Consider the following 21416-nt stretch of genomic DNA (forward strand, 5'->3'; position numbering starts at 1 on the left):
GCGACGAAGGAAGGAGAAGGGTTTCGCTTGGCGAGACCTGTATTACAGCGCGCCTTCGATCCAGCCCCTGAGCGCGCTCTTGGGCGCGGCGCCGAGCTTGTCGGCCACTTTTTCGCCGTTCCGGAACAGCACGAGATAGGGAATCGACTTCACGCCGAATTGCATCGGCGTCTCACTGTTGGCCATGATGTCCATCTTGGCGATGGTCACCTTGTCGGCCAGTTCCTCGGAGATTTCCTCCAGGGCCGGGCCGATCATCTTGCATGGGCCGCACCAGTCCGCCCAGAAGTCGACAAGCACGGGCTTGTCGGCCTTCAGGACATCGTCCTCGAAGCTGGCATCGGTGACGGCAATGGTTGACATGAAATGGACTCCTCGAATGGCGGATTGACCGCAATCTAGGGATGAAAAAGCCGGAGGCAACGCCGTTTCCCGGATAGCTTTACTCGGCGGGCGTGAAGTGCGGCTTGTAACGATCGAGCGTCGCGGCGGGAACGGCGATCAGGTGCGGGGTGGCGGTGTAGAGCAGCGCCACCTCGACCGTCCGCCCCGGAAACGTGGCTTCCAGCGCGGCGGCGTAAGCGCCCATCTGGCGAAGCACGCCTGGCGGCACCTGATCGAGCGAGGACGGCGGACGGCGCGCCGTCTTGAAATCCACCAGCCGCACACGCTCCGGTTCCACCACCAGCCGGTCGATGGTGCCCGCCACCACTTGCCCGCCGACGACCGCGGTGACCGGAACCTCGGCAAGGCTGCCCGGCGCGAAGAGATCGGCCCAGTCGGGATGAGCCAGCACGCGAAGCGCGGCGGCAAGCATCGCATCGCGGTCGTGATCTGACAGGCCCGGCACGTTACGCTCCAGCCAGGCCCGCCCCGTCGCCGCGCGCGCTTCGGCGGTGACTTCAGGCAGCCGTTCCAGCAGCTTGTGCACCAGCGTGCCGCGCCGCGCGGCTTCGCGCCCTGCCCCTGGTGGGAACGGCGGATCGGGCGCATCGTCCTCGCCCAGTGCCGAGGGAGCGAGCGGACGCGGCGGGCGCGGCTCGGCGGGCGGCACGCGTTCGAGCCAGGGCGGCAGCGGCGTACGCAGAGGCAATCGGGGCGAAACGACCTCGACCAAGGTGGGACCGGCAGCGGTGCCGTGCTCGCAGCGTGAGCCCCAGATCGGGTCCGCCATTTCGGCTTCGGGTGGAAACAGTTCGCGCAGCCGGGCGTACCAGCTCTTGGGCGGCGGCCCGTCCCGATCCCGGCGGCCCAGTGCGCCGCCGACGAACAGCGCTTCCTCCGCGCGGGTCATGGCGACGTAGAGCAGCCGCCAGTGCTCCTCCTCATCGGCCTTGCGGTTGGCCTCGATCCGCTCGGCGATGCGGCCCTGCTTCTCTTCCCTCGAAAGCGGCGGCAGCGGGATCACGCGCGCTTCATGGGCCGGATCGGGCAGGTCCAGCCCTCGCTCGCGCGCGCTTTCGGGATTGCCGGTGGCATCGGCCAGGATGACGATGGGGGCCTGCAAGCCTTTCGATCCATGCACGGTCATCACCCGCACCAGGCCCGCCGCATTATCCGCTTCGCGCTTCAATTCACCGTCGCCCGCATCGAACCAGGCGAGGAAGCCCGCCAGGCTCGGCGTGCCGGTGGCGGCATAGGCCTTGGCGGCATTGACCAGTTCGTCGATCGGATCGTCCGCCTCGCCGCCAAGCCGCGCGATCAGCCGGCGCCGGCCCTGCCACGGGCCCACCAGCAGCCAATGGAGCAGATCCTGCGGCGGCTCGTAATCGGCCAGCGCCAGCAGATCGCCCAGTTGCTGCAGCGCCGCCGCCACGTCCGATTCGCGCGAACGGCGCAAGTGATCCCACAAGTGCGCATGCCGGTCCCGATAGCCGTGCCGCAGCAACTGTTCCTGGCTCCAGCCCACCAGCGGCGAGACCAGCAGGCTGGCGAGGTTGAGATCGTCCAGCGGCTGCACCGCGAAGCGCAGCGCCGCGACCAGGTCCTTCACCGCCAGCGGCGCGCCAAGACGCAGGCGGTCCACCCCCGCCACCGGCACGCCGGCGGCGTGCAGGCGCGCGACGATCAGCCCGGCCAGTTCCTTGCGCTGGCGCACCAGCACCATGACGTCACCCGCCGTCGCCCGGCGCGGCCGGCCCTTGACGAGCGTGAAGCCGGGGCCGTGCGGATCGAGCCAACCCCTGACCTGGCGGGCGATGTTGTCGGCCATCCTGCGATCGGGGCGCGAAAGCCAGGTCTGCGCCCCGTCCTCTTCCTGCTCTTCGTCTCCCGCATCCTCGTCGCCCTCGTCAGGCATGTCACTGATTGGCCGCCAGAGTGCGACATATCCGGGGCGCTTCTCACCCACGTGCGGCTCCGGCTCGCGGTCGAGCCCAAAGCTTTCGTGGCCGATGCCGGCGATCGCGCGATCGACGAAATCGAGCACGTTCTGCGCGGTGCGGAAGCTGCGCTCCAGCCCCAGCTCGATCATCCGGCGCGCGCGCTGGTTGCTGCGCAGCATCTCCGCATTTTCGGCGGCCTGCCGCATTTCCCGCCGGACGCGATCGGCGGCGCGGCGGAAGTTTTCCGGACTGGTGCCCTGGAAACGAAAAATCGCCTGCTTGTAGTCCCCCACCACGAAGAGCGTGCGCATCACGTCGCCGTGCTGGCCGAGCCCGGCCCAGAACTCCTCCGCCATGGCGAATATGATGTCCCACTGCGCCGCATTGGTGTCCTGCGCCTCGTCGACCAGGATATGGTCGAAGCGCCGGTCCAGCTTGTAGCGGATCCAGTCGGCCTGCGCCTTGTTGCCAAGCAGGTCGGCGGCGCGGCGGATCTGGTCGTCGAAATCGATCAACCCCTCGCGCTGCTTGGCCGCGTCCCATGCCAGCGCGAAGGCCCGGCCGAGCCGCAGCGCGGGGATCAGGCGCTCGGCGAGCGTCAGCAGCGCCGCCGCCGCGCGGATGCGGGCGATGCAGGCGACGATCCGGGCGCAGCAATCGGGGTAGCCGGGATCGATCTTTTCCTGTGAAGTGCTCGAACGCGGCTCCCCTTTCTGCGTCAGGAAGGCCCCCGCGAGCGCATCGATATCCGCCAATCGCTGCGCCGGATCGCCCAGCAGCCATTCACTGATCGTGTCAACGCTCTGGAGCCCCGTCTTGGTCCCCCACGCATGATTGACCTCCATGCAGCGGCGCAGCGACTGGACGTCGAACTCCCCGTCGCCGCACATCGTCGCCAGCCAGGGGGCGTTGGCATCGGCGGGCAGGCCCAGCAGGCGCAGCACGTTCGCGCGCATGTCGCCCGCCTGCCAGCTTCCGGGGCCGATCCACGCCTCGCGCGCCGAAGCGCAGCGCAGCAGAAAGCCGACCACGGCCGGGGGGCCATGCCGCAGCGAAAGCTGCTCCACCGCCCGCAGCAATTGCGGATCGCCCAGCGGATCGCGCTCGGCATGGACCAGCAAGTCGGCCAGGACCTGCCGTGCCAGCAGCACGCGTTCGCGATCCTCCATCGGCCGGCTGCCGGGGGTCAGTTCGGCCTCGAGCGGAAACGTCGCGAGCAGCCACTGCGAGAAGGCGTGGATGGTATCGATCCGAAGGCCGCCGCCGGGACAATCGAGCACCGACGCGAACAGCGTGCGGGCATGGGCCAGCGTCGCCGCGTCGGTCGGCGCGCCGATGGCATCAAGGCGGGCAAACAGCTCCGGATCGCCAAGCCGCACCCATTGCGCGAGCGTGCCGTTGATGCGCGCGGCCATTTCGGTCGCGCCCGCCTTGGTGAAAGTGAGGCACAGGATCTGCGAAGGCTCGACCCCCGGCTGCAGCAAAAGCCGCAGCACGCGGGAAGAGAGCACCTGGGTCTTGCCGGTCCCGGCCGAAGCGGAAAGCCACACCGTCTCGCGCGGATCGACCGCGCGCTTCTGGTTGCCGTGGAGCGGATGGACGGCACCGGCGCCGCTCATGTCGCGCCCTCCCCGTCATCCCCCATCGCGGTGATCCACTCGTCGAGCCGCATCAGCTGGTCGTAGTCGGCGTAGCTGCCGAGTTCCGGATTGAGCCGCGCCGTGAACGGCTCGGTGCCCAGGATCCACTTGTCGAGCGCATCGTCGAGGAAGAACCCAGTGGTCGGCAGGAACCTGTCCGGATCGATGCCGGTGCGTTTCCTTTCCACCTTGAGCGGCGTTTCGATGAAGCCGAGCCGGTCCTTCTTCTTGCCGAGCGACCAGTATTCGAAAGCCTTGGCTTCGCCCGTCACACCCTCGAACCCGCCCGCCTCGGCGATCATGCCGATCAGGCCCAGTTGCAGCGCGAAGCCTTCTTCCACGCGCCGGGACGAAGGCGGCTTGCCGGTCTTGTAATCGACCACCGCAAGGGTTCCATCGGGCATCCGGTCGATGCGATCAGCCCGTCCGTGGATCCGCACGTCGCGGTGGCGCATGCCGCCCCACTGCTCCACCGCGATGACCTGCCGCCCCTGTTCCTTCTGCGCGGCGATCTCTCCGTCGATCCAGGTGAGCGCCTCGAGCAGGCGCGGCCGCCACAGCACGCGCATCAGCGGATGCGCGCTCATTTCGTCGAGCACCTCCTCGGCGATGGCGTGGAGGCCGCCCTGCGGTTCCCCGGCCTTGTGCCAACGTTCCAGGATGGCGTGAACGGCAATGCCCTGCCAGGCCGGAGTCGGCTCGGCATCGAGCCCGTCGAGCTTGCGCAAATGCAGGATCGCATTGGCGTAGAACTGATAGGGATCGCCGCGCAGCCGGTCGAGTCCCGTGACCGAGACTTCCACCTTGCGTTGCTCGGCCGAGGGCATCGGTTGCGGTCGCGGGTGTGGCGCCGCCGGGGCGGGATCGTCGATCAGGCGGGCAAGGCGCGGGGCTTCGGTCTCCAGGTGCCGCCCCGCCTGGTCGCCCAGCATGGCCCGGACGCGCAGCACGAAGCGGGAGGGGATCACTGGCCCGCTTTCGTCGCGCTGTGCCCAGCTCAGGACCACTTCCGGCGCCCCCAGAGTGGCGGCAAGATCGTGCGCGGCAAGGCCGATGCGGAAGTCCCCGCCAGGCACGCCGAGCGCCCGCAGGACGGCGGGCGGGAGGAGCGAATCCCGCCCCGGACTCCCCGGCCAGACACCTTCGACAAGACCGCCGCAGATGACCAGGTCGGCGCGGCTCATGCGGGCTTCGAGCAGGCCGTAGATCGCGACTCGCGGATGGCCACCCCAGGGCGGGCGCACCGAGACGCGGTCCATCGCGTCGCGCAGCACGGCATGAAGATCGCGCGGATCGAGCAAGGTTCCCGCCGCGTCCGCCGCCTCGCGCAGTTCCTCGACGAAAGCGCCGAGCGCGCGGCCGTCGGGCCCGGCCCAGATCGCCTCGCCGCACAGGGCCTCTGCCGCTTGGGCTAGGCCGGTCAGCAACACGGCCAGCGGCTCGGCCTCTCCGACAGCGAACAGCGGCGCCAGGATCGGCTCGACCCCGCCCCACCAGTCGCCCAGCCCGTGGTCCCCGGCAATGGCGGCCAGCGGGGCAAGCCCCGCGCCGGGGCGCGGCCCCCGCAGCGCAAGGTCAAGCCCGCGGGCATTCTCCAGCCAGCCCGCGCGCCCTTCGCCGCCTCCCGCCAGCGGATGGACCAGCAACGCGATCAGCGGCACCGGCGCCGCCTGCTCGGCCACGACTTCCGCAAGCAGGAGCAGCAGGCGGCCGGCGGCGGTCTGGGGCAAGGGCCGCCCGGCGGTGTCGTCCGCCGCGATTTCCCAGCGGCGCAAATGGGCGACGACGCGCGCCGCCAGGCTCCGGTCGGGCGTGACCAGCGCGACCCGGCGTTCGGGCACTTCCAGCGCCTCGCGGATCAACACCGCGATGGCCTGCGCCTCTTCGCCGGGATGGGCACATTCCATCAGCCGCACCCCGGAAAGGCGGCGGTGTTCCGGCTTGAGGGCGGCCCAGTTCGCAGAGGCCCGTGGCGGCAGGAACAAGTTGGAGATCGCCCTGCTGCGCTCCGGCGCCGCCGCCGACAGGCCCGCACGGTGCCAGGGCCGCACTTCCTCGCGGGCGATGCCCATGCGGTTCAGCAGCAGCTTGAGGTGATATTGCGGATGCGTCACCGCGTCATGACGGCCGAACGGCGGATCGTCCTTGTCCACCGGGGCGCCGGCGGTGCCCAGTTCGTCCCAGACCTCGGGCGCGAGCGACAAGTCGAGGTCCGGCAGGATCACGCTGCCGCGTTCCAGTTCGCTTACCACCCGCAGCATCCTTGCCAGCGCGGGCGAGGCGCTGGTCACGCCGGCTGCGACCACCGGATGGGCCGGCGGCGCCTCCCGCCATCGCCGCGCGGCATGGTCGAACAGGCGGTTGCGGCGTTCCGGCGCATCGATTTCGCCTCGTGCCGCGAGTTCGGCAATCCAGTATTGCTGCACCATCAGGAAGGTGCGCGTATTGTCGCTCCAGTGTCCGGCCAGATCGCCGACGATGCCGATCACTTTCTCCGACATCAGGTCGATCGGCGCGATGCCTTCCACCAGCAGCCGGTCCATGGCACCGCCGATCTCCCAGGCACGGCGCAGCAGGGCCGCGCCGCTGCCCGCCTTTTCCCCTTCCACCTCGCGCAAGAAGTGGGCAAGGCGCAGCCAGCGCCGGGTCGGATCGGCGGCGGGCGGGATATCGGCCGCCCCCAGCGGATCGAGCAGCGGCCCCAGCGCCTCGTCCAGATCGAGATCGCCGACCACGGCCATGCGCGGCAGCAGGAGCCCCCGCATCGGATCCGGTCTCGAATGGCGGACGAAAGCCTCGGTCACGGTGCGCACCGTGCGGCGGCTCGGCAACAGCAGGGTCAGCCGGGCAAGGCCCAGTTCCGGCTCGGCGTAGCGCGGCACCAATCCCGCCACCAGGGCATCGGCAAAACCGCGATGCGCGGCTATCGAGTAGATTCTGGGCCCGGCCCTTTCAGGCACGGATCATCCATTCCTCGGTCGGCCTGATTGCCGCCGGATCGCCCACCTCGAACCACAGGCCCATGTGCGAAATGCCGTAGAGCCGGCCTTCCTCGATCGCGCGGGTCCACAACAGGTTGGTGGAGAAAGGCCCCTCGGGCGCGTCGCGCAGCAGACGATGCGAGACGATCTGGATTCCGGTGTAGATGAACGGCGCGACGTAGCCGCGCTTGCGGCGCGTGACCCGCCCTTCCGGATCGAGATGGAAATCGCCTTCACCGCGATAGTTCATCGCGCGCGGATGGGGGACAAGCAGCAGCAGCGCGTCCATCCGCTCAGGGTCCCACGCCCGCGACAGCTCGCGGAACGCATCATTGGGGCCATCAAGCCAGATATTGTCGCTGTTGAGGCAAAAGAAGGGATCGGGCAGCAGCGCCGCCGCCTTGACCATGCCGCCGCCGGTTTCGAGCAGCCGTTCGCGCTCGTCCGAGATCTGGACTTGCGGCGCCCTGCTGCGAACCTTGAGATGGCCTTCCAGGGCATCGGCAAGGTAGTGAACGTTGACCACGGCCTTGGCCACGCCCGCGCTTTCCAGCTTGTCCAGCGCATGGTCGATCAGCGATTTCCCGGCCACGCGCACCAGCGGCTTCGGCTGGGCGGCGGTGAGCGGGCGCATGCGCTTGCCCAGCCCGGCGGCCAGGATCATCGCCGTATCGCTGGCGAGCGGCCCGCTGTTCATTCAGGAACTCCGTTCATGTTTCGAAGCAGCCGCCATTGGCTTTGCGCAGTCCGGCCGGAATGTTCGCATCGAACCACGCCGCCACCGGCGCCAGCGCCGGATGCGCAAGGTCTCGCTCCAACTGCGCCCATACGCGAGGGATCATGTCCAGGTAGCGCGGCTTGGCGTCGCGCCGCCACAGCCGCACGAAGATGCCGACGATCTTGGTATTGCGCTGCGCCCCAAGCCGTGCGTAGTCGGCCAGGAAGGTATCTCCATCGATACCGGTGGCGCGCAGGTAATGCTCGCACATCCGCGCTTCCAGATCGGGCGAAACGTCGCGGCGGGCGTCCTGCAGCAGCGAGACGAGGTCATAGGCGGGATGGCCGATCAGCGCGTCCTGGAAATCGAGCAGGCCCTGCTTCTCCAGCGCGCCCAGCAGCATGATGTTCTCGGCATGGTAATCGCGCAGCACCGTGACGCCGGGGCGCTGACGTGGCAGCAATTCGCTCAGCACCTTTTCCCAGGCGGCCACGAAGCCGGCCGCATCGACATAGAGATTCGACGCGGTGCAGTACCAGTCGATGAACAGCCGCGCCTCGCGCTGATATTCGCTCATCGAATAGTCGAGGAAAGGGCCCGGCGGCAGGTCATGCAGCTGGACCAGCGCATCGATGGCTCCGGCGTAGATCGCCGCTTCGTCATCGGGCCACTGGTCAAGGTAGTCGCGCATCCGCGCCGAACCGAAATCCTCCAGCAGCACCAGCCCGCGCTCCGGCCGTTCGGCGAGGATGCGCGGCGCACGCATGCCGTTCGCATCGAGCCAGCGGGCGGCGCGCAGGAACGGTCCCGGATCCTCGTTCGGCGGGGGTGCGTCCATCAGCATGGCGGTCTCGCCATCGGCCTTGCGGATGCGAAGATAGCGGCGAAACGAGGCGTCGCCGACCAGCGGCTCGACCATCGCCCCGCCCCAGCCCGCGGCGGCGAGGAAGGAATCGAGATCGGCGGGCAGATCGGGCGGATTCGATGTCATTGCGGCATCCGCCCTAGCCAATCGGCCCCGCCTTCGACAATGGCGATCCTGCCTTCGTGCCCAGCTTCCGCGATTTCCAGCGCGATCGAGAGGCAAGCCGGCTCGTGGGCGAAGCCGCCGGCGTGATCGGGCCATTCCGCCAGCAATGCCGCGCCTTCCCGATAGTCGTCCAGGCCGATCTCCTCGGCCTCGCGCGGGTGTGCCAGGCGATAGAAATCGGCGTGGACCAACGGCAGGCGAACGGCGGGCGGCGCATAGGGCTCGACGATCGCGAAGCTGGGCGAAGGCACCTCGCCTTCATAACCCAGCGCGGCGATGATCGCGCGCGCCAGCGTGGTCTTGCCGGCCCCCAGCCCTCCGGAAAGCGCCACGACATCTCCCGGCCGCAAGGCAGCGGCGATATTGCGTCCGAGGCGGTTCATGGCGGCCAAGTCGGGCAACGCGATTTTCATTGGCCCCTCGTTCACGGCAGCTCGATGATCGCGCTGGTGCCCTGGCCAGGCTCCGAGACCAGCTTGAGCGTGCCGCCGTGCGCCTCGACAAGCTGGCGCGCCAGCGGCAGGCCAAGGCCCTGGCGGCGCTCCACGCTCTTGCCATCGGCGCTGACCTTCATGCCCTCGAGCGCGCGGGCGAGGATGCGGCTGTCCATGCCCGCGCCCTGGTCCTGCACCAGGATCTGCATGAGATCGCCTTGTGCGCTCTTGCTGCGGGACAGCTGCACCAGAATGCGCCCGCCGCGCCGAGACGCGGCGATGGCATTGTCGACAAGGTGGCCGATCGCCCGCGCCAGCCGGCGCCGATCGGCGGAAAGCGGACGCATCAGCCCATTGGCCTGCACATCGAGCGTGAGGCCTGCCTTTTCGAGCCGCGCGGCGCGCTCTTCCACCACGCCGCGCACGAAGGGCATGACCTCGATTTCTTCCTTCTTGAGCGGAAGCATGCCCGCCTCGCTCTGCGAAAGGTCAAGCAGGCTGTCGATATGTTCGCCCAGCTGTGCCGAGGCTTCCAGGATCGAGCCGACATAGTCCTTGCCGGCATCGGTAAGATCGCCGCCCAGGCCGATTTGCAGCATCTCGGCAAATCCGCCGATCGAGGTGAGCGGGTTGCGCAGTTCGTAGCTCATGTTGGCAAGGAAGCGCGTCTTGATGGCATCCGCCTCGATCAAGGCTTCGTTGCTTTCGCGCAGCGCGTCTTCGGCCTTCTGCGAATCGGTGATGTCGAGCACCGCGAGCAGGCCGTTGCCGTCGGGGAGCGGAACCCCCGCGAATTCGAGCATCCGGCCGTCGGCAAGCGCGATCCGGCCGCCCTTCTGGGTGCGATCGAGCGTTGCCGCGCGCACGACATTGCCCACCGTCTCCATCTCGGCCGGCCGCTTCAGACGCGAGGCGATCTTCCCAAGCAGGCTTTCGATGTGCGGATGGGTGTCCAGGAATTCGCTGTCGAGGCCCCAGTCGGCGGCGAAGCGGCGGTTCCAGAGCTGCATCCGCCCGTCCGGCGCGAACACCGCGATCGATTCGAACAGGCTATCGAACGTCGCGGTGCGGGTGCGCAGCAAAGTATCGCGCATCGCCGAAAGGCGCAGCTGCTCGGTGCGATCCTCGACGATCAGCAGCAGCCCGCCGTCGGGCAATGGCTGGGCGACGATGCGCAAGTGCGTGCCGTCCGGCAGCATCCACGCTTCCTCGCCAGTATCGCCGGAGGCGAACCACGCCGCCTTCTCGCGCCGCCAGGCCGGAAAGTCGCGGACTTCCGGCACCCGGCCGGCATCGCGCGCGGCATCCAGCAGGCGCTCGAAGGCCGGGGGATCCTGCATGCCGTGCGCGGGGAGGCGGAAAAGGCGCTGGAACGGCTGGTTGGCGAAAGTCAGCCGCTTGCGGGCATCGAACTGGGCCACTCCGGCGGAAAGCTGATCGAGCAGCGCGCGCTGGGCATCGCGGAAGGCGCGAAACGAGCGCGACATTTCCTCCATGTCCTCGATATCCACCGCGTAGCCGGCGACGCCATCCTCGCCGAGCGGCAGGTCGCTGACGCGCATTGCCCGGCGCTGGCCGGCGATGGTGGTGTGGACGATGCGTTCCACGGGCGCACCTTTCGCCGCCGCCTGCCGAGCCACTTGCGCCGGTGTGAGCCCGTCGACCGTTTCGATCAGTTCGACCCCGTTTGTGACGGCCGTCTCCGCGCTCTGCGCCCCGACTGCGTCGACGTAAGCCGAGTTGACCAATTGCAGATCGCCGTCCGGCCGGCGGAACCACATCGGCATCGGCGCTGCCTCGATCAGCGAAACGAGCGCGTGGAAATCCCCCCGCGCCCGCGCCGCCTCGTCGCGCAGGCGGGTGAGTTCGCTCTCGCTATCGCTGAAATCGAACACCCAGACCAGCGCCGCACCGCCGGGCGAGACCTGCGGGTCGGCCAGGTGCCCGCGCAGTGCCAGGCTGCGGGTCGATCCATGCGGCGTCGCCACCATCCGGAACGGCGCGGCGGTCTTCTGGCAGCGGCGCACCGCCTCGGTCAGTTCGGCCAGCTTTTCCGTCGGCAATCCCCGCCCCTTGCCGTCAAGCTCGGACAAGTACTGCGGCACCGCATCCAGGCCGAGCCATTGCGCGAGCCGGGGAGATGCCTCGATCCGACCGTCCGAGCGTACCAGCAGGGGCAGCGCGGGCGATTCCTCCACCATGCGCCCCAGTCGGCGGGCCGAGCGCAGCTGGTTCTCCGCCCGCTTTTCCCGCGCGCGCGCCGACAGCACCGCCCATGCCGCCGCCAGTGTCCAGGCGGCAAGCAGCAGGCCGATCAGCAGCGGCAGGAAACGGTTGAGATCCATCGCAACCGGCTATGGTGCCGCCGGCGCGCCATGACAATGGGGGGAGGCGCGCGATGACGGCGCAATCCACCACGACATGGCCACCACGACATGGCCACCGCAATAGGGGAGCCCCTTCGCCTTCCCGGGTCTCTCCCCGGGGAGGCGATAGCGCCGGATCAGTACCGGTAATGATCCGCCTTGAACGGCCCGGTCTGCGGGACGCCGATGTACTGCGCCTGCTTTTCCGACAGCGTGGTGAGCTTCACGCCCAGCTTTTCGAGATGCAGCGCGGCGACCTTCTCGTCCAGGTGCTTGGGCAGCACGTAGACGCGGTTCTCGTAATCGTTCGACTTGGCGAAGAGTTCGATCTGCGCCAGCACCTGGTTGGTGAAGCTGGAGGACATCACGAAGCTGGGATGGCCGGTGGCGCAGCCCAGGTTCACCAGGCGGCCCTTGGCGAGCACGATGATCTGCTTCCCATCCGGGAAAGTCACGAGATCGGTGCCGGGCTTCACTTCGCGCCAGTGATAGTTATTGAGCGCGGAAATCTGGATTTCGCTGTCGAAGTGGCCGATGTTGCAGACGATCGCCTTGTCCTTCATCGCCTCCATGTGCTCGCCGGTAATCACGTCCTCGTTGCCGGTGGCAGTGACGAAGATGTCGCAGCGCTTCACCGCCTCTTCCATGGTGACGACCTCATAGCCTTCCATGGCCGCCTGCAATGCGCAGATCGGGTCGATCTCGGTCACCATGACGCGTGCGCCGCCCTGGCGCAGCGAGGCGGCCGAGCCCTTGCCGACGTCGCCGAAGCCGGCGACGCAGGCGACCTTGCCGGCCAGCATGACGTCGGTCGCGCGGCGGATCGCGTCGACCAGCGATTCGCGGCAGCCGTAGAGATTGTCGAACTTCGACTTGGTGACCGAATCGTTCACGTTGATCGCCGGGAACGGCAGCTTGCCGTCCTTGGCGAGATGGTAGAGCCGGTGGACGCCCGTGGTGGTCTCTTCCGAAACGCCCTTGATGGCGATGACCGAGCGCGAGAGATAGCCCGGACGCGCCTTGACGAAGGCCTTGAGCGCACGCTGGAACTCGATCTCCTCGGCATTGGCGGGATCGGGCAGGGTCTCGCCCGCTTCAAGCCGCGCGCCCCACAGCGCGAACATGGTGGCATCGCCGCCATCGTCGAGGATCATGTTGGCGGTATGCTCCTCACCCCAGTCGAAGATGCGGCCGACATAGTCCCAGTATTCGGCAAGGTTTTCGCCCTTGATCGCATAGACCGGGATGCCCCGCGCGGCGATGGCGGCCGCGGCATGGTCCTGGGTCGAGAAGATATTGCAGGTAGCCCAGCGCACTTCGGCGCCGAGCGCGACGAGCGTCTCGATCAGCACCGCGGTCTGGATCGTCATGTGCAGCGAACCGGTGATCCGCGCGCCCTTGAGCGGCTTGGTCTCGCCGAATTCCTCGCGCAGGGCCATCAAGCCGGGCATCTCGGTCTCGGCGATGGCGATCTCGACCCGGCCGTAGTCGGCAAGCGAGATATCGGCGATGGCATAGTCGTGGGCGGCGATTTCGGCAGTGGCCACGGGCGCTAACTCCTCAATTGGTTTCGATACGGCGCCGCGCCCACTGGGAAAGCGGCGACGGCAATGCACTGTCCCTAGCGATTCAGCCTGGACGAGGCAAATATAAAGATATCTTTATATGATTTTCACCTGCGCGTCATGGCACTTTCCGAAAGGCGATCGCAAATCGCAATTCACCATGGCAAGGCGTTGCCGTAATCCAACCGGGCCCTATATGTGCGCGCATTGCGATTCACTTGCAGGAAAGGATGCATTCCATGACCATCGCCGTTGGAGACAAGCTGCCCGACATCAAGCTGACGAAGGCCGGTGAAAGTGGTCCCGAGCCGATCCAGACCTCGGGTTACTTTGCGGGCAAGAAGGTGGCGCTGTTCTCGGTTCCGGGTGCCTTTACCCCGACCTGCTCGGCCAAGCACCTGCCTGGATTCGTTGAAAAGGCCGCCGAACTCAAGGCCAAGGGCATCGACGAGATCGTCTGCACCGCGGTCAACGACGCCTTCGTGATGGGTGCCTGGGGCAAGGCCTCCGGGTCTGCCGACGTGACCATGCTGGCGGACGGCAACGGGGACTTCGCCAAGGCGGTGGGCCTGGTCATGGACGGTTCGGGCTTCGGCATGGGCAGCAGGGGCCAGCGCTACGCGATGGTCGTCAACGACGGTGTCGTTGAGCAGCTCAATGTCGAGGCGCCGGGCACTTTCGAAGTGAGTTCGGCTGAGTACATGCTCGGCCAGCTCTGAACCGCGATCTCCGGAGCGGCGGCCCGATCCGGGGGCGCCTCTCCGCGTTCCCAGCCGGTTTCGGCGCGGCGCTCGGCCCGGCTTGCATCCCCGCCCCCATCAAGTTAGCCTTGCTTCATTACGAGGAGTTCTCATGGCACGTTCAGTGATCGTCACCGGTGGTTTCGGCGCTCTTGGCCAGGCAGTGGCGGAAAGCTTCGCCGCGGCCGGTGACAAGGTGACGCGCATCGATTTCGCACCGGAAGCCAGGACGCCGCTCGCCGGCGCGCTCGATATCGGCGGCGTGGACCTGACCGACGGGGCCTCCACCAAGGCGGCGCTGGACAAGGTGGCGGCGGCCCATGGCGGGATCGACGTGCTCGTCAACGTCGCCGGCGGCTTTACCTGGGAAACGCTTGAGGGCGGCTCGATCGGCTCCTGGGCCAGGATGCAGTCGATGAACCTGATGACGACGGCGACGATCACCCAGCTTGCCCTGCCCGAACTGAAGAAGTCGGCGGCCGGACGCATCGTCAACATCGGCGCGGGCGCGGCGATCAAGGCCGGCATGGGCATGGGAGCCTACGCAGCGTCGAAATCGGGTGTCCATCGCCTGACCGAAGCCCTGGCCGAGGAACTGGCGGGAACCACGGTCACGGTGAACGCGATCCTGCCCAGCATCATCGACACCCCGACCAACCGCGCCGACATGCCGGATGCCGATTTCTCCCAGTGGGTCGAACCCGCCGCGATCGCCGATGTCATCGGCTTCCTGGCCTCCGAAGGCGCGCGCTCGGTCACTGGCGCGCTGATCCCGGTGACGCGCAGCACCAAAGGGTAGACCGCGCCAGAACATTGCGCCCAAAATCCGCAAGCTCAGGAGTTCGCGTTCTTCGCGCTAGACATGGATCAGCGCGGCCACTGCGTCCGCAGGCGAGTTTCCGGTGTCTCCTTCCTTCACGATCCGGCCACGCTGCATGACGAAGTAGCGGTCGGCGAACGACCACGCGAAATCCAGGTTCTGCTCGACGATCAGGATCGCGACGCCCAGTTCCTGGCGCACGCGCCGCAAGGCATCCTCGATCTGCTGGACGATGTTCGGCTGGATGCCCTCGGTCGGCTCGTCGAGCAGGAGCAGCTGCGGCTGGCCGGCAAGGGCGCGGCCGATCGCGAGCTGTTGCTGCTCGCCGCCTGACAGGACACCGGCCTTGCGATCGGCGATCTGGGTGAGCTTGGGAAACAGATCGAAGACCATCTCGGGCACTTTTTTGGCGCCCGAGAAGCCCTTGCGCGCAAGAGCGGCAAGCCCGACTTCGAGATTTTCGCGAACGGTCAGATGCGGAAAGACATGGCGGCCCTGCGGCACGAAGCCGATCCCGGCGCGGGAGCGCTGATGCGCCTTCATTCCGGTAACGTCGTCGCCATGCCAGTAGACGTGGCCGCTAAGACACGGAAGCTGCCCCATGATCGTTTTCAGCAGCGTCGTCTTGCCGACGCCGTTTCGGCCCAAGATGGTCGCCGAATCTCCGCGATTGAGATCGAACGCGATGTCCCACAGCACCTGGCTCTTGCCATAGGCGGAGCCGACCGCGCGCAAGTTCAGCAGCTGGCCGGGATATTCGATGGTCATCACGCCCTCCCCAGATAGATCGCGGCGACTTCCTCGTCGGCGCGGATTTGTTCCAGCGTGCCTTCACGCAGCAATTGGCCCTGGTGCAGCACGATGACATGGCCGCCGAGCTGCGAGACGAAATCGATGTCATGATCGATCACCAGCACCGCGTGACGGCCGACCAGCGCCTTGACGATCTCGGCCGTCTGCGTGCTTTCCGCCGCGCCCATGCCGGCGGTCGGCTCGTCCAGCAGCAGCAGTTCGGCATCGGTGGCGACCACCATGCCGATCTCCAGCCATTGCTTCTCACCGTGCGAGAGATTGCCCGCCAATGCGTCGCGGCGCGGAACGAGCCCGATCATTTCGAGGATTTCTCCCGCCTTGGAACGGGCTTCCTCCTCTCCCTTGCGGCCGAACTTGGTCCACCAGCGCCGATCGCGCGTGGCGGCTATGGTCAGGTTGTCGATCACGGACAGCGCGACCAGTACCCCGGGGGTCTGGAACTTGCGGCAGATGCCCAGGCCGACGATGTCGTGCTCGGCCTCGGCCTGGATCTCGCGGCCGTGGAACAGCACTTTGCCGGAAGTCGGCCGGACGCGCCCGATGATCGAATCGCACATGGTGGACTTGCCGGCGCCGTTCGGGCCGATCACCACCGTCATCGAGCCGCTGGCGATACTCAGCGACAAGTCGTTGATCGCCTTGAAGCCATCGAAGTCGACGACGACGTTGCGCATTTCCAGCATGGGCGCGCTCATCTTGCGGTCTCCACTGACAGGGATGGATCGAATCTGGCCGCTTCAGTCCCGGCCTGTTCGGCCCTGTCCTTGCGCCAGCGGGCAAAAAGATCGCCCCCGCGCGATGCGATGGGGGGCCGGTCTCCGGCGAACAGCCCGGCAAGGCCGCGCGGCAGGATCGTCACCGCCAGGATGAACATCAGGCCCAGGATGTAGAGCCACATCTCGGGCAGGGCGGTGGAGATCTTGTCCTTCGCGAAGTTGACCAGCAGTGCGCCGGCGAGCGCGCCGGCAACGCTGTGGCGCCCGCCGATCGCGGCCCAGATGACCATCTCTATCGAAGGCACCACGCCCACCAGCGCGGGCGAGATGACCCCGGCGTGGAGCGTGAACAGGGCGCCCGAAAGGCTGGCCAGCAAAGCGCCGATCGCGAAGGCGATGATCTTGTAGGGCGTCGGGTCGTAACCGAGGAAGCGCAGCCGGTTGGCGCCGTCGCGGCTCGCGCGAAGCAGCTTGCCGAAGCGCGAGGCGATCAGCCAGCGCAACCCGAACAATGCCAGCACGACGACGGTGAGCGTGACGAAATAGAGCGCCGTCCCGGTCGCCGGCAGGTTCAGGTTGAAGCCGAACAGCGTGTGATAGTCGGTCAGGCCGTTGAAGCCGCCGGTCATGTCCTGCTTGCTGATGAGCAACGTCGTGAAGGCAAGCGCGAGCGCCTGGGTGATGAGGGCGAAATAGACCCCCCCGATGCGGCGGCGGAAAATCGCCCAGCCGATCAGTCCGGCTATCGCCGGCGCGAGCAGCAGGATCGCCAGGATCGTCACCAGCGGGCTCTGGAACAGGGCCCACCACCAGGGCAGTTTCTCCACCCCGGTCCAGACCATGAAGTCCGGCACTTCACCCGGGGCGAGATCGGCGAGCTTCAGGTTCATGGCGATGGCGTAGCCGCCGATGCCGAAGAACACGCCCTGGCCGAGGCTGAGGATCCCCCCCTCACCCCACAGCAGCACCAGGCCCATGGCGGTCAGCGACAGGGCCAGAAAGCGGCCCAGCAGGTTGAGGTCATAGGAACCGAGGGCCCAGGGTGCCGCGATGGCGACGGCAAGGGCAAGCGCGGGAATCGCGATTCCGGCGGCGGTTGCAAAGGGAAGCCTTGTTGGCATCGCATGTCTCCTATTCGGCGTCCAGCGCCCGCGACTTGACGGCGACGACACCCTGCGGGCGGAACTGGAGGAAGAGCATGACGAACAGCAGCGTCAGGACCTGCGCCAGGCTGACGTCGACGAATATCTGCGACAGCGCCGTAATCAGCCCGATGATGAGCGCGGCGATGGTGGTGCCGACGATCGAGCCCAGGCCGCCCAGGATCACCACGAGGAAGGCGGTGACGATATAGCTCTGCCCGACATTGGGCGTCACCGGCCCGAGCAGCGCCAGCACCACCCCGCCAAGCCCCGCGACGCCCGCGCCGAGCGCGAACACGAAGCAATCGACCAGGCGCACGTTCACGCCCATCGCCGCCGCCGTCGGCCGGTCCTGGTTGACCGCGCGCACCAGCAGGCCGATCCGCGTGAAGTTGAGGATCGCCGCCATGCCCAGCAACACGCCGACCGCCACCAGCAGGATGAACAGTCGCAAGGTGGGCAATTGCAGGCCGGCCAGCGTGATGCCGCCGTCGAGCCACGCCGGCGCGGTGACGGAGACGCCGGTGGCGCCGAACAGGTCGCGCGCGGCCTGCTGCATGATGAGGCTGACGCCCCAGGTCGCCAGCAGGGTGTCGAGCGGCCGGGCGGTGAGCCGGCTGACCAGCGCGACTTCCAGGAAGCCGCCGAACACGCCCGCCCCCAACAGCGCGAAGGCCAGCGCCACGAACAGGCCCAGCGGCCCCGGCACCAGCGTCATGGCCATCCAGGCGAGATAGCCGCCGAGCATCAGCACTTCGCCATGGGCCATGTTGATGACCCGCATCAGACCGAAGCTCAGCGCCAGTCCCAGCGCCGCCAGAACGTAGAGCGAAGCGACCGAGAAACCGTTGAACAGCTGGCCGGTGAGGAACACTGCGTCCATGTCCTGCCTCCTTTGGGTTGTGTGACGGGGTGCCCTTGCCGGGGCCCTGTTCCGGACCGGGGATTGGTGTCCGGAACAGGGGACGGCGCGGGCCGCCGTCAGGTCAGCCGATCTTGCAGGACTTGCCCGGGAAGCTGACCGGATCGTAGGGATCCGGGTCGATCGCCGCAGGGGAAGTCCAGAGGATCTTGAACTGCCCGTCCGGCTGCGACTGACCGATGTAGGCCGTCTGGATCAGGCTGTTGTTGTTCATGAACTTGGCCGGCCCAAGCGGGGTCGGAACCGCGTCGAGCGTCATCGCGGCGGCGCGGACCTTGGCCGGATCGGTGCTCTGGGCCTTTTCGACCGCGGCCTTCCAGACGTAGACGTCCAGATAGCCGTGAACCATCGGGTCGGTGATAACGGCGTCCTTGCCGAACTTCGCCTTGTAGGCCGCGATGAACGTCTTGTTCTGTTCGTTGTCGAGGGTCTGGAAATAGTTCCATGCGGCATAACCGCCCTTCACCAGCGCCGGGCCCATCGCCATCGCCTCCTGCTCCCCGATCGAGAACGACATGACCGGCACCACCTCCGGGCCCATGCCGGCGGCGGCCATCTGCTTGAAGAAGGCGACGTTGCTGTCACCGTTCAGCGTGTTGAAGATGATGTCCGGCTTGGCCGCCTTGATCTTGCCGACGACGCCGGAAAACTCGGTCCCGCCCAGCGGCTGGTACTCCTCGCCGGTCAGCGTCAGGCCGTCCTTGGCGATATGCTTCTTCAGGATCAGGTTCGCGGTGCGCGGATAGACGTAGTCCGAACCCACGAGGAAGATCTTCTTGTAGCCCTGCTGCTTGGCCCAGTCATAGGCGGGCAGCGCCTGCTGGTTGGGCTGGGCGCCCGAATACATGATGTTGGGCGAGCACTCGTTGCCTTCGAACTGCACCGGATACCACAGCAGGTTCTGGTCCTTCTCGAACACCGGCAGCATCGCCTTGCGGCTTGCCGAGGTCCAGCCCCCGAAGACCGTGGTGACGCCGTCGCCCTCGATCAGCTTGGAGGCTTTCTGCGCGAAGATCGCCGGGTCGGACGCGCCGTCCTCGACGATCGGCACGATCTTCTTGCCCATCACGCCGCCCGCCGCGTTGATCTCGTCGATGGCAAGCTGCGTCGCGTTCTTCACCGTCACTTCGCTGATCGCCATCGTGCCCGAAAGCGAGTGCAGCACGCCGACCTTGATGCCGTCGCCCGCAGCGCCGGCGCCGGTATCTTCCGCGCCCTTGCTGCAGGCGCCGAGCATGGCGGTGCAGGCCAGCGCCGCTGCAAGGATAGTCTTCTTGTTCAACATGGGCATTGTCGATCCCCTGGGTTGGCGGCCTGACCGGCAGGCCGTTTCGCTGATGATGAAAAGCGGCTCAGAAGCGCGCGCCGATGTAGGCGACGACGGTGGCGCCGGCGCGGTTGTCGCCGTTGGAAGCCGGCGCGTACTTGTTGGTGTCGATGTAATCGGCGCCCACCAGGAAGTGACCCTTGGCGTAGCTGAGGCCCAGCGACCAATTGACCTTGTCGTTCCATCGCGACCCGTCCTCGTACCCGACCAGGCCCTTCACCGCGAAGCCGCTGTCGGAGATCGGCAGCGAGGCGTTGGTGTAGACGTAAGTGCTGTGCCCGCCGCCGTTGTATTCGTCGTGAACGGAGCCGAGGCCGAGCTTGAAGGGACCGGCCGGGGCGCTGAGGCCGATCTCGTACTGGTCGAAGTCGATGTTCTTGGCGTCATGGAACACGAGGCGCAGGTAGCGGGCCCGCACGTTGACGCCGCCGAGCTTGCCCCGGAGACCCGCATAGAGGTCGGTTTCCATGGCACCGGCGCCGGCATCCTTGTCCAGGCTCGACGCCCAGATGCCGGCAAAGGCGCTGACGTTCTCTGCCAGCGGCACGCCGGCCTCGACCGATCCCTGGATCACCGGCTGGGTATCGCTGAGCGAAGCGCCGCGCAGGCGATAGTCGTTTAGAAACGTGACCCCGCCGTTGAAAGTGAACGGCAGTTCGTCGTCCGCCAGCGCGGGCGCGGCAAAACCGGTAGTGGCGGCGGCAATCGCGATCCCCGCGAACACAGCCTGCTTCCATCGTGTCATTCTGATTTTCCCTCCACATGAACCTTGGCGCATGAATCCCGGCCACCGGGCCGATCATTCCGGCGACGCATGGAGGTTGTGCAGCGCGGCGCGGATGCACCATGGGGCATTTGACGTATGCGTTGCGGCTGCCTTGCGCCGATCGGCTCGATTGCGCGGGAACGGGCCGAGTCCATACGTCAAACGCCCCATATGACCCGGCCGAGGTTCGGTGGATTGTGCAGTCGCGGCGAAGCCTCGCGGCGGAAGGAGTAGTGGGACGCGTGCACCGCGCATTTGCCAGCAACGAGGAAATCGCCCGCGCGAAGCCGAGCGTGGTGCCCGCCTGCCTGCGCAGCACCGGCACCATCGATCTCTCGCTGGCGCGGCGTGCCGGCGGGGTATCGCTCCGCCGCGCGTTCCAGTCCGGTTGCCTGCGCCTGCGCCTGCCGCGCAGGCACGAGGAAGGCGAACATCCCTGCGCGGTCCTCATCAATACCGGGGGCGGCCTTGCCGAAGGGGACCGGATCGAGCAGCGCGTGCATTGGGGCGAGGACAGCGTCGCCACGATCGCCACGCAGGCGGCGGAGAAAGTCTATCGCGCGCTGGCGAGAGGCTCCGAGATTTCGACCCGGCTCGAAGTCGCGCGCGGCGCGCATGCGGAATGGCTGCCGCAGGAAACCATCCTGTTCGACCAGGCGCGCCTGCGCCGCGAGGCGCGGATCGTGCTGGCCGAGGACGTCATCTTTCTGGGCGTCGAAGCGGTGGTCCTGGGCCGCCAGGCGATGGGGGAAACCGTCCGGCAAGGCGCGCTGCGCGATCGCATGCGGATCTGGCGCAATGGACGCCTGGTCTATGCCGATACGCTTGCGCTCGACGGCAATATCGCGCGGCTGATGGAAAGCGCGGCGATCGGTGGAGGTGCACGGGCGATGGCGGTGCTGCTCCATGCCTCCGACCGGGCGCTCGCCTTCCTTGAGCCGGTGCGCGATGCACTCCGGACCGCCGAGGGCCTTGCCGCCGCCAGCGCCTGGAACGGCTTGCTCGCCGTGCGCCTGCTGGCGCCCGATGGTGAAACCTTGCGCCACGATATCGCCGCCGCCCTCGCCGTGCTGCGCGAAGGGCGCCCGCTCCCCCGCGTCTGGAGGTGCTGA

Annotated in this window: 17 protein-coding genes; 3 read left to right on the plus strand and 14 right to left on the minus strand. The window is 67.4% G+C overall.

Going from position 1 to position 21416, the window contains the following annotated elements:
* Positions 1–42 precede the first annotated feature (42 nt).
* The 8 genes from trxA to ahcY form a co-directional block, all read right to left on the minus strand.
* Positions 43–363, minus strand: coding sequence for a thioredoxin (gene trxA, locus BM052_RS14555; RefSeq protein WP_091148058.1), 321 nt, complete (start codon positions 361–363; stop codon positions 43–45).
* 79 nt (positions 364–442) lie between these two features.
* Positions 443–3943, minus strand: a complete 3501-nt coding sequence (gene addA / locus BM052_RS14560) for a double-strand break repair helicase AddA (protein ID WP_091148060.1) — start codon at positions 3941–3943, stop codon at positions 443–445.
* Entirely contained in the window at positions 3940–6924 is a 2985-nt protein-coding gene (locus BM052_RS14565) for a PD-(D/E)XK nuclease family protein (protein ID WP_091148062.1), read from the minus strand. Before BM052_RS14565 ends, addA begins: the two co-directional genes overlap by 4 nt.
* Complete coding sequence (locus BM052_RS14570) at positions 6917–7642, minus strand: nucleotidyltransferase family protein (protein ID WP_091148064.1); 726 nt, start codon at positions 7640–7642, stop codon at positions 6917–6919. Before BM052_RS14570 ends, BM052_RS14565 begins: the two co-directional genes overlap by 8 nt.
* 13 nt (positions 7643–7655) lie before the next feature.
* The gene (locus tag BM052_RS14575; protein WP_091148065.1) at positions 7656–8654 is read right to left on the minus strand and encodes an aminoglycoside phosphotransferase family protein; all 999 of its coding nucleotides are present in this window, start codon (positions 8652–8654) and stop codon (positions 7656–7658) included.
* Positions 8651–9106, minus strand: coding sequence for a tRNA (adenosine(37)-N6)-threonylcarbamoyltransferase complex ATPase subunit type 1 TsaE (gene tsaE / locus BM052_RS14580; RefSeq protein WP_091148067.1), 456 nt, complete (start codon positions 9104–9106; stop codon positions 8651–8653). The genes BM052_RS14575 and tsaE overlap by 4 nt, the downstream gene beginning before the upstream one ends.
* A gap of 11 nt (positions 9107–9117) precedes the next feature.
* On the minus strand, positions 9118–11472 hold the full coding sequence (locus tag BM052_RS14585; protein ID WP_091148068.1) for a PAS domain-containing sensor histidine kinase: 2355 nt from the start codon (positions 11470–11472) through the stop codon (positions 9118–9120).
* A 158-nt stretch (positions 11473–11630) separates the two neighbouring features.
* A complete protein-coding gene (ahcY, locus tag BM052_RS14590) occupies positions 11631–13040 on the minus strand; it encodes an adenosylhomocysteinase (RefSeq protein WP_177198499.1) in 1410 nt (469 codons plus the stop codon).
* A gap of 257 nt (positions 13041–13297) precedes the next feature.
* Between ahcY and BM052_RS14595 the strand changes: the two genes are divergently transcribed.
* Together BM052_RS14595 and BM052_RS14600 are read left to right on the plus strand one after the other, a co-directional pair.
* Positions 13298–13777, plus strand: coding sequence for a peroxiredoxin (locus tag BM052_RS14595; protein WP_091148118.1), 480 nt, complete (start codon positions 13298–13300; stop codon positions 13775–13777).
* 133 nt (positions 13778–13910) lie between these two features.
* Positions 13911–14597: an SDR family NAD(P)-dependent oxidoreductase gene (locus BM052_RS14600; protein ID WP_091148070.1), complete on the plus strand. Its 687-nt coding sequence runs from the start codon at positions 13911–13913 to the stop codon at positions 14595–14597.
* A 57-nt stretch (positions 14598–14654) separates the two neighbouring features.
* Here BM052_RS14600 and urtE read toward each other — a convergent pair whose 3' ends face one another.
* The 6 genes from urtE to BM052_RS14630 all read right to left on the minus strand — a co-directional run bounded on the left by urtE (position 14655) and on the right by BM052_RS14630 (position 20283).
* Positions 14655–15386: an urea ABC transporter ATP-binding subunit UrtE gene (urtE, locus tag BM052_RS14605; RefSeq protein WP_091148071.1), complete on the minus strand. Its 732-nt coding sequence runs from the start codon at positions 15384–15386 to the stop codon at positions 14655–14657.
* Positions 15386–16126, minus strand: coding sequence for an urea ABC transporter ATP-binding protein UrtD (gene urtD / locus BM052_RS14610; protein ID WP_091148073.1), 741 nt, complete (start codon positions 16124–16126; stop codon positions 15386–15388). Before urtD ends, urtE begins: the two co-directional genes overlap by 1 nt.
* The gene (gene urtC, locus BM052_RS14615) at positions 16123–17268 is read right to left on the minus strand and encodes an urea ABC transporter permease subunit UrtC (RefSeq protein WP_091148078.1); all 1146 of its coding nucleotides are present in this window, start codon (positions 17266–17268) and stop codon (positions 16123–16125) included. The genes urtD and urtC overlap by 4 nt, the downstream gene beginning before the upstream one ends.
* A gap of 10 nt (positions 17269–17278) precedes the next feature.
* Entirely contained in the window at positions 17279–18172 is an 894-nt protein-coding gene (urtB, locus tag BM052_RS14620) for an urea ABC transporter permease subunit UrtB (protein ID WP_091148080.1), read from the minus strand.
* Between the two features lie 103 nt (positions 18173–18275).
* Positions 18276–19502 carry an urea ABC transporter substrate-binding protein gene (gene urtA, locus BM052_RS14625; protein ID WP_091148081.1) on the minus strand — a complete coding sequence of 409 codons (1227 nt, stop codon included), beginning with the start codon at positions 19500–19502 and terminating at the stop codon, positions 18276–18278.
* A gap of 61 nt (positions 19503–19563) precedes the next feature.
* Positions 19564–20283, minus strand: a complete 720-nt coding sequence (locus BM052_RS14630) for a TorF family putative porin (protein ID WP_091148084.1) — start codon at positions 20281–20283, stop codon at positions 19564–19566.
* Between the two features lie 263 nt (positions 20284–20546).
* Between BM052_RS14630 and BM052_RS14635 the strand changes: the two genes are divergently transcribed.
* A complete protein-coding gene (locus tag BM052_RS14635) occupies positions 20547–21416 on the plus strand; it encodes an urease accessory protein UreD (RefSeq protein WP_255406168.1) in 870 nt (289 codons plus the stop codon).

Source organism: Novosphingobium sp. CF614 (assembly GCF_900113255.1).
In the GTDB taxonomy this organism is placed as follows: domain Bacteria; phylum Pseudomonadota; class Alphaproteobacteria; order Sphingomonadales; family Sphingomonadaceae; genus Novosphingobium.

Excerpts from the sequence above, each read along its gene's own strand:
- BM052_RS14595 (WP_091148118.1), top strand. The coding sequence starts at position 13,298 with ATGACCATCGCCGTTGGAGACAAGCTGCCCGACATCAAGCTGACGAAG.
- BM052_RS14630 (WP_091148084.1), bottom strand. The coding sequence starts at position 20,283 with ATGACACGATGGAAGCAGGCTGTGTTCGCGGGGATCGCGATTGCCGCC.
- BM052_RS14585 (WP_091148068.1), bottom strand. The coding sequence starts at position 11,472 with ATGGATCTCAACCGTTTCCTGCCGCTGCTGATCGGCCTGCTGCTTGCC.
- urtB (WP_091148080.1), bottom strand. The coding sequence starts at position 18,172 with ATGGACGCAGTGTTCCTCACCGGCCAGCTGTTCAACGGTTTCTCGGTC.
- BM052_RS14600 (WP_091148070.1), top strand. The coding sequence starts at position 13,911 with ATGGCACGTTCAGTGATCGTCACCGGTGGTTTCGGCGCTCTTGGCCAG.
- urtD (WP_091148073.1), bottom strand. The coding sequence starts at position 16,126 with ATGAGCGCGCCCATGCTGGAAATGCGCAACGTCGTCGTCGACTTCGAT.
- BM052_RS14575 (WP_091148065.1), bottom strand. The coding sequence starts at position 8,654 with ATGACATCGAATCCGCCCGATCTGCCCGCCGATCTCGATTCCTTCCTC.
- urtE (WP_091148071.1), bottom strand. The coding sequence starts at position 15,386 with ATGACCATCGAATATCCCGGCCAGCTGCTGAACTTGCGCGCGGTCGGC.
- trxA (WP_091148058.1), bottom strand. The coding sequence starts at position 363 with ATGTCAACCATTGCCGTCACCGATGCCAGCTTCGAGGACGATGTCCTG.
- addA (WP_091148060.1), bottom strand. The coding sequence starts at position 3,943 with ATGAGCGGCGCCGGTGCCGTCCATCCGCTCCACGGCAACCAGAAGCGC.
- tsaE (WP_091148067.1), bottom strand. The coding sequence starts at position 9,106 with ATGAAAATCGCGTTGCCCGACTTGGCCGCCATGAACCGCCTCGGACGC.
- BM052_RS14570 (WP_091148064.1), bottom strand. The coding sequence starts at position 7,642 with ATGAACAGCGGGCCGCTCGCCAGCGATACGGCGATGATCCTGGCCGCC.
- urtC (WP_091148078.1), bottom strand. The coding sequence starts at position 17,268 with ATGCCAACAAGGCTTCCCTTTGCAACCGCCGCCGGAATCGCGATTCCC.
- urtA (WP_091148081.1), bottom strand. The coding sequence starts at position 19,502 with ATGCCCATGTTGAACAAGAAGACTATCCTTGCAGCGGCGCTGGCCTGC.